This is a genomic window from Phyllobacterium sp. 01N428 (assembly GCF_056399405.1).
The window spans coordinates 1-13816 of record NZ_JBFTRH010000001.1 but is presented as its reverse complement, the minus strand read 5'-3'; the positions used below and the strand labels follow the sequence as shown (position 1 = coordinate 13816).

The window sequence follows — 13816 nt, the reverse complement described above, 5'->3', positions numbered from 1 at the left end:
GTAGCGTAAGGACCCGGTGCCTGTTCCCCCGTGGGCGCCGGGTCACACTCTTTTAAAATATTGTCGAATGTTTTCAAGGAATTGAATATCTCAGTCGCGGAACCTTTACAAGTTCCCGCCGTTTCAATGGGGTAAATGCAAATTTCAAGGAGCACAGGATGGGTAGCACCAGCGATAAAGTTTCGGGCACGGCCAACAAGGCTGCAGGCAATCTTAAGCAGGCTGCAGGCAAGGTGTCAGGATCACGCAAGATGGAAGCCGAAGGCAAGGCCCAGGAGCTTAAGGGCGATGCTCAGGTAGCCAAGGGCAAGGCTAAGGACGCGGTCAAAAAGGTTGTCGACAAAGCTTGATGTATACATCGCTTTTTAATTTTTGGCCGGCTCGTTGAAGCCGGCCAAATGCTTTCATGGGCCCATCATCGCACTGGATATATGGCGGATAAGGGCATATTTTGAAGGCAAGCCAAACCGTGTTGGGAAGAGGTAAAGGAGGATTGGATGAGCCAGAGAGCGATCGATTTTGTCAATGACTGGATCTCGACCAACGTGGATGCAAGCAAGCCGGCGGACATGGCGCATCATGACCGGCGGCCCAAACAGCTGGCAGAGAAATGTGCGGCGGATGCTGAAGCTGCGGGCATTTCGTTTGCAGAAATAAAGGATGGCCTGGGCGATCTTGAGATCTGCATGATCACCGCCATCGATCGCGCGGCCCTCGCCAAGGAAAGCAAGCAGGCCTAAGCGATCGGCTAATGAAAATCCCGTGATTTCGGCAAGATGCGCACATTGCGCGGATGGCGGCCCCGCGATTCTTCTGAAACAGGGTGGGCGACTTCATCGCTGTGCGAGACCGGCAGTGTTGCGAGTTGTTCGGATAGAAGGTAAAGCGCGTTGGTTCTGTCGGTAAGCCTGGTTGCCACGACATGGACGACGTTTTCGGCGCTCTGGACAGTGCCCTCGATAAGGATCAGCCGGGCGCCCATCACTTCACGGCGGTACTTCTCCAGCATCTTCTTCCACACGACAATATTGGCGATGCCCGTCTCATCCTCGATGGTCATGAAGACAACACCCTTGGCGCTTCCCGGCCGCTGCCGGACTGTGACGACACCCGCAACCTTGACGCGGCGATTATTGCCGAGATTGTTGGCTTGCCTGCAGGTCAGGACGTTCTCGCGAGCAAACATCTCGCGAAGAAACTGCATGGGGTGGCCCTTGAGGGAAAGCCGCGTCGATTCGTAATCCGCAACGACATGTTCGGACAGTTTCATTGAAGGCAGCCTGGTCTCTGCTTCCTCCGGAAGTTCGTTGCTGTCGGCCGCCTGAAAAAGCGGCAAAGTCTCGTCGTTCGGCAGGCGCCGCACCGCCCAAAGCGCCTCGCGTCGGGCAATGCCGAGCGAACGGAACGCATCGGCATCGGCAAGGAGGACATAGGCTCTTCTCTCGAGCCGCGTCAGGCGACGAAACTCTTCGATGTTCGTATAGGCCGAGCGGCGTTTGGCCACGATGATATTTGCCCAATCCTTGGAAAAACCACCGATCTGACGCAAGCCCAAGCGCGTGGCGAGGCCGTCCTCCGTCTTTTCGAGCGTATTGTCCCAGCTGCTGAAATTGATGTCGGCAGCCCGGATTTCCACGCCATGCTCGCGGGCATCGCGAACGATCTGCGCCGGCGCGTAAAAGCCCATGGGCTGCGAATTCAAAAGCGCAGCAGCAAAGGCTGCCGGATGATAGCATTTGATCCAGGAGGAAATGTAGACAAGGATGGCAAAGCTTGCAGCATGGCTTTCGGGAAAGCCGTATTCGCCAAATCCCTTGATCTGATTGAAGCAATTTTCGGCAAAGCTGCGCTCATAGCCGCGGCGGACCATGCCATCCACCATCTTCTGCTCCATCTGGTTGATCGTGCCGACGCGGCGGAAGGTTGCCATGGCCCGGCGCAACTGATTGGCTTCGTCGGGCGTGAACTTTGCAGCTTCGATGGCTATGCGCATCGCCTGCTCCTGAAAGAGCGGCACGCCGAGGGTCTTTTCCAGAACGTTGCGCAATTCGTCCTTGTCGCCATGCTCGGGCGAAGGGGCGGGATAGAAGACAGGCTCGATCTTGTTGCGGCGGCGAAGATAGGGATGCACCATGTCACCCTGGATCGGGCCTGGACGGACAATGGCGACCTCGATAACCAGATCGTAGAATTTTCTGGGCTTCAGGCGTGGCAGCATGTTCATCTGAGCCCGGCTTTCCACCTGGAACACGCCAAGGGAATCGGCATTGCAGAGCATGTCGTAGACTTTCTCGTCCTCCTTGGGGACGGTTGCCAGTTCGAACCGATCGCCGCCATGAAGATGGATGAGGTCGAACGCCTTGCGGATGCAGGTCAGCATGCCGAGCGAAAGCACATCGACCTTCATGATGTTGAGCGCGTCGATATCGTCCTTGTCCCATTCGATGAAAGACCGCTCGGCCATGGCGGCGGGACCGATCGGCACCGTCTCGTCGAGCCGCTCCTGCGTCAGCACGAAGCCGCCGACATGCTGCGAGAGGTGGCGGGGAAAGCCGATGAGTTCGGTGGCAAGCCGGACCGCGCGGCGGATCATCACATTGTCAGGATCGAGACCAGCCTGCCGCACCTCCTGCTTTTCAACGGCCGAACCCCAACTGCCCCAGACCGTATTGGCAAGCGCTGCGGTGACGTCCTCAGTCAGTCCCAGAGCCTTGCCGACATCGCGAATGGCACTGCGCGGGCGATAGCTGATGACGGTGGCGACGATGGCGGCGCGATGGCGCCCATAGCGTTCATAGACCCACTGCATCACCTCTTCACGCCGCTCGTGCTCAAAGTCTACATCTATATCGGGAGGTTCCTTGCGCTCGGCCGAAAGGAACCGCTCGAACAGGAGATTGATCTTGACGGGATCGACCGCGGTAATGCCGAGGCAATAGCAAACCGCCGAATTTGCCGAAGAGCCGCGTCCCTGACACAGGATCTTCTGCGATCGGGCGAAGGTGACGATGTCGTAGACGGTCAGGAAATAGGGCGCGTAATTGAGCTGGCCAATGAGGGCGAGTTCCTTTTCAAGGAGTTCGCTTACCTTGCCGGGAACACCTTCCGGATAGCGCTTTGCCGCACCCTTCCAGGTCTCGTCGATGAGATGCTGCTGGGGCGTTTTGCCTGGCGGCACAGGTTCGTCCGGATAGTTGTATTTCAACTCATCGAGAGAGAACCGGATCGGCTCGATGAAGCGACGGGTTTCAGGAAGGGCGCCGGGAAAATGCCGGAAAAGCCGCTGCATCTCCTGCGGCGATTTCATATGCCGCTCGGCGTTCCTTTCGAGCCGCCTGCCCGCCTCATCGATCGTCACATGCTCGCGAATGCAGGTCAGGACATCCTGAAGCGGGCGACGGGAGGGCGTGTGATAAAGGACATTATTGACTGCCAGAAGGGGAATATCCGCCTTGGCTGCCATGCGGGCCAGCCTTTCACCATAGCGCCTGTCTGCACCTTGATGCGGCATGGCAAGCCCAAGCCAGACCGAACCTGGAGCCGCCAGCGCAAGTGTCTTGAGGAACGGCGTTAAGTCCCTGCTGCCGCGGGCCGGCATGACGATGATCTGGAAGTCCCTCGCCCGAAACTGAAAATCCTCGAAACGGAGATGGCATTCGCCCTTTATCTTCGCTCGATCCTTGCCCTCGCTCAAAAGCCGGCAAAGCTGGCCATAGGCCGGGCGGTCGCGGGGATAGACCAGCAAATCCGGCGTATCGTCTATGAAAACCAGTCTGCATCCAATGAAAAGCTTGAGATTGATTCCCGCAGCCTTGTGCAAATCCCTGTGCGCAGAATAGGCGCGGACGACCCCGGCAAGCGTATTGCGGTCGGCAATGCCAAGGCCGTCAAGGCCGAGAAGGGCGGCGGCCTTGACCAGTTCCTCCGGCTGCGACGCGCCTTCCAGAAAGGAGAAATTGCTGGTGACGGCAAGCTCGGCATAATTCATGCGAAAAGCCCATGAAGATACCAGCGCGGGTTAGGAGTGCCGCGCTCTAGCAAGCCTTCCCTGAAGACCCAGAAGCGTTTGCCGGAACTATCCTCCAGCCGGTAATAGTCCCTTGTCAGCGCACCGGAATGCTCACGCCACCATTCCGGAGCGATGCGTTCCGGGCCTTCGGCGAGAACGACATTGTGCCTGACGCGGCGCCAGATGAATTGCGCGGGCGGCGAATCCGGAACCTCGAAAGTCGCCTCGATGCGTTCAGGCGGCTGGAAAAGCCTGACCGGCCGCTCTGGTGGATCGCCTTGAGGCTGCGCAATCCATTCGCCATTGCTTTCGCGCTTGGTCTTTGATGCGGGCTCGAGAGCGACCGTTCGCTCCGGAATATGGGTGTCGACAGGGGTTGGCCGCAGGACGCGGCTATTGCCGAGGCGGATGGAAAGCCGGTCGATCAACCTTTCCACCTCTTCGGTTTCCTGCTCGCGGTCATCGAGACTTTTCTGCTGATGCCGGGTACGGTCCGTGCGCAGGGCACCGAGGCGGATCATGTCAAAGCCGAAGCCGGCATCGAGCGGCTCGGCAAGTGTAGACAAGCGCTCCTTCATCAGGCGCATCAGGGTTTTCCTATCGGTCAAGGGTCTTCCTGCCTCGATGCGCAGCCGGCGCACATTGCCGTCAGTACGGAAAAAACTAGCCTCGATTTCGCGGGCGCCTTCGACGCGCTGCCCCAGGCGGATGAACAACTCGTCTGCCAGCTGAACAAGCACGAGCTCGACGGCTTCCATCGCAATCAAGGGCTCGGCCATGCGCCTTTCCACCATGCAGACGGGTACGATGCGGCGCGGCGAAATAGGCTTGCTCTGCCGGCCAAACAGCGCATCGAGAACCGCAACCACACCATTTCCGAAGCGGGCTGTCAGGGCTGCACGAGGCAGAACATCAAGATCACCGACGGTGCGCAAGCCGGCACGCCTGAGACCGGCAATATGTGCGTCTTCGAGATCGAGGCTGACAAGAGGAAGCGCATAAAGCCGCCGGCTCTGGTCTGAGGGCTCGACGATGCCGCCCGCAGAATGGCGGGCGAGCGCGCTTGCCGCTGCCGCATTGCCGGCAAAGGCCGTCTTCACGATCATGCCATGCCGCTGCAATTGCCGGTGAACGTCCTCAAGCAATGTGGGTTCATCGCCGAAAAGGTGGATGCACCCGGTCATGTCGAGAATAAGCCCATGCGGCGCATCGAGTGCAACCAGCGGCGTATAGCGGTCGCACCAGTCGGCAAGCTTTTCCAAAAGCTCGCCATCCTTGCGCGGCGAGGCGAAGGCGATATCGAGCTTGTCGAATTGCGCGCGGGCATCGGTCAGTGCCATGCCCTTGTAAAGGCCGGCCTTGGCTGCTTGTTCGTCTACAGCCGTCAGCCTTAAGGCATTGGCAATCTTGTCCACCACGATCAGATGCTGGTCAGTAAGAGCGCGTACCGGACTTTCGTGTTTGAGGCGGTCGGTAGGCAGGTGCGGGAACCACATTGCCAGAAAGCGGTTCGATCTGTCGGAACACATGGTCTTCACTCTCCCATTGCAGGATCCAATGGCCGGTCATGCCCTGCCGGTTGCGAATGAGCGTCGCATCGAACACAGGATGGCCGGGGGCATTTGCCCCGCTCGATTGCGATGCGGCGGAACGGATAAGCCAGCGCGTCGTCGCGGCGTTTTCGGCGGGCTGAGCGCCGAGCCGCAGGAGAAAGGCAGGCACATTTGTCTGCTGGGCGGAAAGCAGCAATTTGCGCGAGGCCGTAAGGTCGAGACACTTCGGATTGCTCCAGGGCGCGATAATCACCGCACCTGTTCCACGAATGCCCAGGCTATCCGCAGCCGCCTTCAGCACATCCTGTGGCGTGGCACAGCGCACGATGACGAGGCGTTGCGGGTCGAGACCGATGTGCCTGAGGCCGGGCGCATAGGGAAACCCATGTTCCTGGGCTGCGAAATCCTCTTCAAGCCACAAGATGAGGCTTTGGGCGGAGGCAGCGCGCAGGGCAAGAGCGATGACGAAGCCTGTTGCCGCACCAGCGTCGCCGGCCTCATAGGCAAAGACTTCATGGACGGCGCCCCGCTCGATTCCGTGGCGGAACACACGGTCGAGCGTTTCGATGCCGAAGGCAAAGGCAGAGCGCTTGGCAGCAGGCGAAATGCCCGCGCTCAAAGACGCAATATCACGCCGCAACGCCGTAAGATCGACGGTTGTCGCCACCTACTCAACCCCTGAATGTTCACGATATGTTCTATTATGGAATCCAATGACGGTGAGAGTCAAGCAGTTGCCTGAGTTTACGTTCTCAACGATCGATGCGCGTCGAAAGAATAATCGACGACATGGTGCGCTCAACGCCCTCAAGCGCACCGATCTCGTCAAGCAGACGGTCGAGCTCCTGGATCGAAGGCGCTTCGACGATGACGATCATGTCGAATTGTCCGCTGACCGAATGCAGCGTCCTCACCCAGGCAATCTTTTTGAGGGCCGCCTCCACCTTGACGGCAAGCTTTGGCAAGGCGGTGACGAGCACATGCGCCTTAACGAGATGCTGCTCATACTCCGGCGAAAGCTGCACGCCATAGCCACGGATCATTCCGCGCTTTTCCAGTCGCTCGATGCGGCTTTGCACTGTCGTGCGCGAAACGCCGAGCTTGCGGGCGAGATCGGCGGTGGAGGTCCTTGCATTCTCACGCAGTAGGGAGAGCAGGGCATGATCGGCGTCCGTCAGCATATTGTCTAATCCATTCGTCGAAATACTAAAAATTAGCATGTCATATCGTCAGTTTACATACTTCATTTCGCCGAACAAGCCTGCGACATTCGCGCGAGATTATTTTGTCCATTGGGGAATCATATGAAAAATATCGTTGTCGTAGGCGCAGGCAAAATCGGCGGAACAATCGCCAATCTGCTCGCCAATACCGGGGATTACAGCGTCACCGTCGTTGACCGCTCGCAAGCCCAGCTCGATGGGCTCGACGTATCGGCGAACGTTGCAACGAAATGCATCGAAATCGATGAAGCCGGCGCGCTTGAAGGGGTTCTTGCAGGAAAATTCGCTGTATTGAGCGCTGCGCCGTTCCACCTAACCACGCGCATTGCCGAGGCAGCTGCCAAGTCCGGCGTCCATTATCTCGACCTTACCGAAGACGTCGCCAGCACCCGCATGGTCAGGCAGCTTTCGGCAACGGCAAAGACTGCTTTCATCCCTCAGTGCGGTCTTGCGCCAGGCTTCATCTCTATCGTGGCCAACGACCTCGCCAAGCGTTTCGACTCGCTTGAAAGCGTGCGCATGCGCGTCGGCGCATTGCCGCAATATCCGTCCAACGCGCTCAACTACAACCTGACCTGGAGCACGGACGGCGTCATCAATGAATATTGCGAGCCTTGCGAAGCCATTGTCGATGGCGAACTGATCGAAGTTCCAGCCCTCGAAGAGCGTGAGGAATTTTCCCTCGACGGCGTCACCTACGAGGCGTTCAATACCTCGGGCGGTCTCGGCACCCTGTGCGAATCGCTGCTAGGCAAGGTGCGCACCCTCAACTATCGCACCATCCGCTATCCCGGCCATGCGGCCATCATGAAGGCGCTGTTGAACGATCTCGGCCTGCGCGATCGCCGTGATGTGCTGAAGGACATTCTCGAGAATGCGCTGCCGTCCACCCTGCAGGACGTCGTCGTCATCTTCGTTACCGTCAGCGGCCGCAAGAAGGGCCGTCTCCTGCAGGAAACCTATGCCAACAAGGTCTATAGCAACCATATCGGCGCGCAGCTTTACAGCGGCATCCAGATAACCACGGCATCGGCAATCTGCGCCGTGCTCGACATGCTGGCCAAGGGTGACCTGCCGCAGCAGGGCTTCATCCGCCAGGAAGACATCGCGCTCGACACTTTCCTCGCCAACCGCTTCGGCAGGGCATACGCCCAGGCCGAATCGGCAGGGCGTCTCGTTGCGTAAATTCCCTCAACGCCAGACATGAGAAAAGAGGAGTTGGCCCCGGCCAGCTCCTCTTGTTTGTATAAAGGCGAGGACTCACTGATTTGCCGTCTCGCTGCAGCGTTATACGCTAATTAGACCCACTCGCCCTTGCGCATGACCGACACGGCGGAGCCGTCCTTGTTGATTCCGTCGACGTCGATCTCACCCGAACCGATCATCCAGTCGATATGGATGAGGCTTTTGTTTCCGCCCCGCGCCGCAACTTCATCCGGCGTCAACCTGTCGCCATTGATAAAGCACTTCGAATAGCACTGTCCGAGCGCGATGTGGCTGGCGGCGTTTTCATCGAACAGCGTGTTGAAGAACAGGAGGCCCGAGGCCGAGATCGGTGACGAATTCGGCACGAGAGCGACTTCGCCGAGGCGCCGCGCGCCTTCGTCCGTGCCGAGCACCTTGTTGAACACTTCTTCGCCGCGCGTTGCCTTCGCCTCTATGATCTTGCCGCCTTCGAAGCGAACCTTGATGTTCTCTATCAATGTTCCCTGATGCGAGAGCGGCTTGGTGCTCGATACGTGACCATCGACGCGCAGGGCATGCGGGGTTGTAAATACTTCTTCGGTCGGGATGTTGGGGTTGCAGGTGATGCCGTTCTTGGCAACCGATGCGCCGCCATGCCACTCGTGCCCGTCGGCGAGCCCGACGGTCAGATCGGTGCCCGGACCCTTGAAATGCAATGCGGAAAAGGCATGGGCGTTGAGCCAGGCCGTGCGGCGGTGCAGGGCGGCGTTGTGATCGCGCCAGGCGCTGACCGGATCCTCGACATCGACACGTGATGCGGCGAAAATCGCATCCGCGAGCATCGCGACCGCAACGTCCGGATCCTGATCCGGGAAGACCTGCTTGGCCCAGGAGGGGTTGGGATAGGAAACAATGTTCCAGTTGATATCGAACCCGGCAATCTTTTCGAGCGCCGGCTGATAGGCGCGCGATTGCGCTCGGTTGGCGCGGGCGACCTTCTCCGGATCCTCGGCGGAAAGCAGCATGGGATTATCGCCGGCCACGGCGAGCCGTGCGGTGTTTTCTGAGAACGCCTTGGCCATGCCTTCATAGAGCCAGCCTGCAGAGCGGTCGAAGCTGTCGTTCGGCGCGTTGCGATAACGCATCAGCGTCGTTTCTTCGTCGTTGTAAAGCGCCGTCACGAGGCCGGCGTCGGCCTTATATGCATGTTCGGTGATACGGCGCACGAGCGGCACCGCCGCAAGCGGCGCGGTGATCAAAAGATCCTGCCCCGGCTGCAGCTGCAGGCCGATCTTGACGGAAACTTCCGCCAGACGGTCAAGCTTGATGGGATCGACGGACGGGATTTTGGGGGACGAGGTCATTGGAGATCCATGCTAGTCAAAACGATGCTCCAGCATAGAACCGGACCAACGGCCGCATCAAGGCAATGATACGAATTAAGTTCAGTCCGCATGGACCCGGCTATGATCGCGGGGTTGTGCTGGTCAGTCAGCGCCCTTCAGGAATGCGGCGAATTTTTCCTGATAGTCCGGATGCCAGCGCGAAAGCGGCGGGCGGTTCTCGATCATGTCGTGCGCGGCCCAGAATATGCGCTTTTCATCCAAGGCGCGGGTCACGTCGTTATCGGGACAAAGAATGTAGAAATCGCCGGCGGACACGCGCTCGAGCATGAAATCGACCGTCTGTTCGGCTGTCCATGCGCCCGCTGGTTTCTTTGTACGACCGCCTGCGGCGAGCGGCGTATAGACGAATCCGGGAATGAAAAGATGTGCCGTTACGTGACAGTCCTTCGTGTTGCGTAACTCGTGCTCTAGGGCCTCGGTGAAGGTTTTGACGCCGGATTTGGAGACATTGTAGGCCGGATCGCCCGGCGGTGTGGTGATCCCCTGCTTGGAACCCGTATTGATGATAAGGCCGGGTTTCTGCCGCTTTATCATCGATGGACCGAAAACCTGGCTGCCGCGGATGATGCCAAAGAGGTTGACGGCGAGGATGCTGTCCCAGTTTTTCGCTTCGAAGACGCTGCTGCCGGGCTGGATGCCGGCATTGTTCATCAGAATATCGGCCCCGCCGAATTTGGCGTCGACCGCCTCTCTCAGGTCCTCGAGCTCTGGCACATTGGTAACATCCGTCGCGACGGCCAAGACATTCTCACTGCCGGCCTCGGTCGCCAACGTGGCGCGGGCCGTCTCGAGCTTTTCCCCGGCAAGGTCAGCAATTGCGACTTTGAGACCCATCCTGGCGAAGCGCCTGGCCGCCGCAAACCCTATGCCCGATGCGCCTCCTGTTATGACTGCAACGTTGGATGGTAAAAAAGCCGGATGCGCCATGTCTTTTCCCTCCAATGAGATCGCGTCGAAGCCTGAATCTAGCAGACGCCAGACACGGAAGTAAAACCATTCGGTCAGCCGAAGTTCGGCACGCGCATATAGTGCGCAAGCGGGCCTATCTGATCCTGCGAATCATAGCCATGAGTCTGTTGCGCTGCCTCCAGCGCTTTTTGCCGGAGCGCTTCGACAATCTCTTTTTCGGTACTTTCGCCCATGCACAGCGCCTGCAGGAGGACAATCCTCGCCGTATCGGCAATGCCGGAGCGATCTTCATTGAGAGCGATATCGAGAATAACCCTGCTGAAGTCGATGCGCTCCAGCGAGAGGGCCGTTATGTAACGTTCGCGATGCGCGTTTTCCGCATCGATGAGGGAATAGAGCTTTTCACGAAGGTCGGCACCGACGTTTTCATACTGCGTTGCCAGATCCGGCGTGGCGGCGGCAAGTTTCTGCTTTTGCCGCTCGCGGTGCCGCCGCTGTCTCTCCGCATTGCTAAGTGCCATGTCTCACTGTCTGCGCCGTAACTAACGAAAACGAATCACTTGTCCCTCACTTGATAGGCCCGCATGCCATGACGGGCAACATTTCGAGGCCGTTACGCACAGACTGTTCCCGCTACTATTGCCCCACAGGACGTTACGTAACCAGTCCAACAGAGATCGGAGAGGGGCCCAAAGGCCTGCGGAAACAAATTGTTAGGACAATTTCCACTATCGTCAGGCGAATCGATTGCCAACCGCGCCTGCGGGAACCGGGAAGAATATGAGCATGTTTGAAGCCGAAGCCACCACGCCGTGCCGGGTCATCGCATTTCCGCTTACGCGGAGGGCGGCGAAGATTCGCGAAGTGGCGGCAAGGATCGCCGAAAAGGTCTCGGACCGGCAGGCCGGTGCCTATCGAAACCAGGTGGCAGAAACGCTCTTCAGACACCTCAGCAAAATCGGCATCGCCGAGGAAGAGCAGGACGAACAGGTCGGCGCCTTCTTCACGGCCGTTGAACGCGAGCTTGCGCGCCTATCTTATTTCGACGATGCCAACGGCGAAACGGCCTATTGAATCTTCGACAAGCAAAAGCCCGCCAATTCCGATGGCGGGCTTTTAATTTTCATTGTTAACATTACCTAACGGCAACAACATCGCCTGTGCGACGGTCGATATCGACACGGATATCGTCACCGCGGCGGTCTATGCCTTCCACGACGAAGCGCGAACCTCTGCGCCTTACGTCGTCTACGTCGCGAACACCTTCGCTTCGCGCGATCCGAACTGCATCACGTTCGGAAATTTCCCGCGAACGATAGGCCGGTTCCCTCTGTGGCTCAGCCAGTCGGACGCCATCGGGGCCAATTACGATAGATTGCGCAAATGCCTGTGGCGCGGACGTTAGCGCGACCAAGGCGGTCGCTCCAATGATCAACAGTTTTCTCATAACTCTTCCCTCATAGTTGTTGAATGTTCCGCCCATTCAGCGAGTCAACGTTCAAGTTGCGGGGTGGTTCCTTGCATTCATGTGCGACAAACCTAACACCGCGCAAAAATCCCTCGGGCAGTATAGACGCCGGTCGGGGCGGCAAGGTGCACTGCACAAAACGGTCAGAAATATGTCCCCGACGACCGGCATGCGGCTGAATAACAGAAATGCTCACTCAAGCCGGACAAGGGCCTCTTCATATTTTGCGAGCTTTTCTTCGGCTTGCGATGATTTACGATTGTTCCTGACCTTGGCGATATTATCCTTCAAATCCATGATCTTGACCCGCCTGCCGAGGTCGTTGTCGCGCGTGCGCTGCACGAAATCAAAGTAATCCTCGTTGTGGCGGCGGGTCACGGCGTCAACCGCTGCGATAATCTGTTCGGAAAAACCTTCATTGCGCAGATTGTCGAGTGTCCAGCCGGTTTTCTCGACAACGTCGTGGAGAACAGCGACGATTCGCTCGTCCTCATCGTGGAGGCCAAGCATCACCCGAAGCGGGTGCAAAATATAGGGCTCATCATTTTCAGTGCGGTAACCAGCATGGGCACTCGCAGCAATGGATATGGCTTGCTCGAGGGATGGCATGGCAGAACTCCCGGACGTTTTTGATGAAGATCATAACTGCCCGGGAGTGAAACTGTTCCACCCGCGAAACCCTGTAATCACACTGCAAAAAAAGCGCATTTGAGCGATGCGTTTTTCGCCCGCTCTAGTAGTTCAACTTCGGATACCAGTCCGAACCTCGGCCCTCCGGGGTGCAGTCAAGGATCGTCCAGATCGGCATCAGATCCGGCGCGCCGCGCGGATCCTGCCCGGGGTCCGCCGTGACAAACCCCATCTCGCCACCCCAGAAATGGCGGATCGTTCCGTCGCGCCGCGTGAAGACATTGAAGGCCGCGTCATCCCCGCCTTCCGGCGGCCAGGCATGATAGTCGCGGCTGAACGCACCACTGGTGTCGGAATAGAGCTTCAAAGCCTGCCAGCCGCGCTCCTTTTTGAAGGAAGCGAGGCGTTCGATGGGCGAGCGAGCGACGACCGCCAGCGCAACGCGCTGTTCGACATCGCGAGCTTCGCCGTCCCAGGCACTCAGCAGCGAGGTGCACATGGGGCAAGGACGTTCACGCTCCGGTCCGAACATGTAATTGTAGACGACAAGCGTCTGCTTGCCGCTGAACAAATCGGCAAAACTGACGGGTCCGTCCTCGCTGTCAAAGCGATAGTCCTTTGCAACCTCGCCCCCCGGCGGCAAGGCCCGCCGCTGTTCGGCGACGCGTTCGATATGGCGCCTCAGTTCAATCTCTTCCGCCAGAAGGGCATCGCGTGCCTGGCGGTAGGCGGCGCTCTCGTTGGGATAGCGTACGCCATTGCGGCTGGCGAGTTCGGCTGCGGGAGTAAGCGAATGGGATATGCTCATGGCTCGATCCTCTGAAGTTGGCGCCTTGCGCGTGCATTGCGGCAGTCTGGCATCAAATGCCATTCTACCGTGCTGAAGCTTCCGCCCAATAAGGTTGATATCAACATATTGCGCAAATGGCAAACATTGATGGCCGGTATGGTTTCCGGGCGGGAGGGGGGTGAAGGGGGACGGGAGGGAGGGCCGCGAGCGTGACGGCAGGGACGGGGCGGGGATGGACGCCTAAGAGGGCGTGTGGAACCGCGGCCATTGTGAACGCCCCGTTGGTGAGAACGCGCCAACAGGCACCACCCTCGTGCACCCCCCGTCCTCGCGACAAGAGCCTGAGGATGACGGCAGGAAGGCGCGAAGGGGAACGGCACGGGCGGGCGGGGATGACGCCTGAGGGGGCGTTTATGGTCTCGTGTGGAACAGCAGCGATTCTGACCGCCTCGCTGGTGAGAGCGGGTCAATAGGCACTACCCTCATCCACCTACCCGCCGTCATCAACTCTGTTGAACGAGGTCGTCTCTCAGTCTCGCATTGAGCACGACAACGATCTTTCGCATGACGGCAGCGAGAGCGACGATCGGCTTTTTGCCACTGGCGACGAGACGTTTGTAGAAGGCGGCGAACTCGCCTTTGC

The 13816-nt window shown here is 58.6% G+C and carries 14 protein-coding genes and 1 pseudogene; 5 read left to right on the top strand and 10 right to left on the bottom strand.

Features of this window, described 5'->3' with window-relative positions:
* The first annotated feature begins 158 nt into the window (after window positions 1-158).
* Together AC1DNI_RS00075 and AC1DNI_RS00070 are read left to right on the top strand one after the other, a co-directional pair.
* Window positions 159-350, top strand: a complete 192-nt coding sequence (locus tag AC1DNI_RS00075; protein ID WP_027231102.1) for a CsbD family protein — start codon at window positions 159-161, stop codon at window positions 348-350.
* 147 nt (window positions 351-497) lie between these two features.
* A complete protein-coding gene (locus tag AC1DNI_RS00070; protein WP_027231103.1) occupies window positions 498-740 on the top strand; it encodes a DUF768 domain-containing protein in 243 nt (80 codons plus the stop codon).
* Window positions 741-748: 8 nt separating this feature from the next.
* Here AC1DNI_RS00070 and AC1DNI_RS00065 read toward each other — a convergent pair whose 3' ends face one another.
* The 4 genes from AC1DNI_RS00065 to AC1DNI_RS00050 all read right to left on the bottom strand — a co-directional run bounded on the left by AC1DNI_RS00065 (window position 749) and on the right by AC1DNI_RS00050 (window position 6743).
* Window positions 749-3988: an error-prone DNA polymerase gene (locus tag AC1DNI_RS00065; protein ID WP_477690389.1), complete on the bottom strand. Its 3240-nt coding sequence runs from the start codon at window positions 3986-3988 to the stop codon at window positions 749-751.
* Window positions 3985-5427, bottom strand: coding sequence for a Y-family DNA polymerase (locus AC1DNI_RS00060; protein WP_477691440.1), 1443 nt, complete (start codon window positions 5425-5427; stop codon window positions 3985-3987). The genes AC1DNI_RS00065 and AC1DNI_RS00060 overlap by 4 nt, the downstream gene beginning before the upstream one ends.
* Before the next feature lie 13 nt (window positions 5428-5440).
* On the bottom strand, window positions 5441-6229 hold the full coding sequence (locus AC1DNI_RS00055) for an ImuA family protein (RefSeq protein ID WP_477690388.1): 789 nt from the start codon (window positions 6227-6229) through the stop codon (window positions 5441-5443).
* An 85-nt stretch (window positions 6230-6314) separates the two neighbouring features.
* Window positions 6315-6743 carry an Lrp/AsnC family transcriptional regulator gene (locus AC1DNI_RS00050; protein ID WP_477690387.1) on the bottom strand — a complete coding sequence of 143 codons (429 nt, stop codon included), beginning with the start codon at window positions 6741-6743 and terminating at the stop codon, window positions 6315-6317.
* A gap of 123 nt (window positions 6744-6866) precedes the next feature.
* Between AC1DNI_RS00050 and AC1DNI_RS00045 the strand changes: the two genes are divergently transcribed.
* Window positions 6867-7970 carry a saccharopine dehydrogenase family protein gene (locus tag AC1DNI_RS00045; RefSeq protein WP_477690386.1) on the top strand — a complete coding sequence of 368 codons (1104 nt, stop codon included), beginning with the start codon at window positions 6867-6869 and terminating at the stop codon, window positions 7968-7970.
* A 113-nt stretch (window positions 7971-8083) separates the two neighbouring features.
* On the opposite strand, the gene AC1DNI_RS00040 is transcribed toward AC1DNI_RS00045, so the two are convergent.
* The 3 genes from AC1DNI_RS00040 to AC1DNI_RS00030 form a co-directional block, all read right to left on the bottom strand.
* The gene (locus AC1DNI_RS00040) at window positions 8084-9334 is read right to left on the bottom strand and encodes an aminopeptidase (protein WP_477690385.1); all 1251 of its coding nucleotides are present in this window, start codon (window positions 9332-9334) and stop codon (window positions 8084-8086) included.
* Between the two features lie 123 nt (window positions 9335-9457).
* Window positions 9458-10303, bottom strand: coding sequence for an SDR family NAD(P)-dependent oxidoreductase (locus tag AC1DNI_RS00035; RefSeq protein ID WP_477690384.1), 846 nt, complete (start codon window positions 10301-10303; stop codon window positions 9458-9460).
* 74 nt (window positions 10304-10377) lie between these two features.
* Window positions 10378-10806 carry a hypothetical protein gene (locus AC1DNI_RS00030; RefSeq protein WP_477690383.1) on the bottom strand — a complete coding sequence of 143 codons (429 nt, stop codon included), beginning with the start codon at window positions 10804-10806 and terminating at the stop codon, window positions 10378-10380.
* Window positions 10807-11065: 259 nt separating this feature from the next.
* Here AC1DNI_RS00030 and AC1DNI_RS00025 point away from each other — a divergent pair, with 259 nt between their 5' ends.
* Together AC1DNI_RS00025 and AC1DNI_RS00020 are read left to right on the top strand one after the other, a co-directional pair.
* Window positions 11066-11359, top strand: coding sequence for a DUF6074 family protein (locus AC1DNI_RS00025; protein WP_153667059.1), 294 nt, complete (start codon window positions 11066-11068; stop codon window positions 11357-11359).
* A 52-nt stretch (window positions 11360-11411) separates the two neighbouring features.
* On the top strand, window positions 11412-11690 hold the full coding sequence (locus AC1DNI_RS00020; protein ID WP_477690382.1) for a hypothetical protein: 279 nt from the start codon (window positions 11412-11414) through the stop codon (window positions 11688-11690).
* A 255-nt stretch (window positions 11691-11945) separates the two neighbouring features.
* Here the strand turns inward: AC1DNI_RS00020 and AC1DNI_RS00015 are convergent, their stop codons facing one another.
* The 3 genes and pseudogenes from AC1DNI_RS00015 to AC1DNI_RS00005 all read right to left on the bottom strand — a co-directional run.
* A complete protein-coding gene (locus AC1DNI_RS00015) occupies window positions 11946-12362 on the bottom strand; it encodes an HD domain-containing protein (protein ID WP_477690381.1) in 417 nt (138 codons plus the stop codon).
* Window positions 12363-12486: 124 nt separating this feature from the next.
* Window positions 12487-13191, bottom strand: a complete 705-nt coding sequence (locus AC1DNI_RS00010) for a DUF899 family protein (protein ID WP_477690380.1) — start codon at window positions 13189-13191, stop codon at window positions 12487-12489.
* 485 nt (window positions 13192-13676) lie between these two features.
* Window positions 13677-13816, bottom strand: a pseudogene (locus tag AC1DNI_RS00005) (IS110 family transposase); the annotation flags it as partial.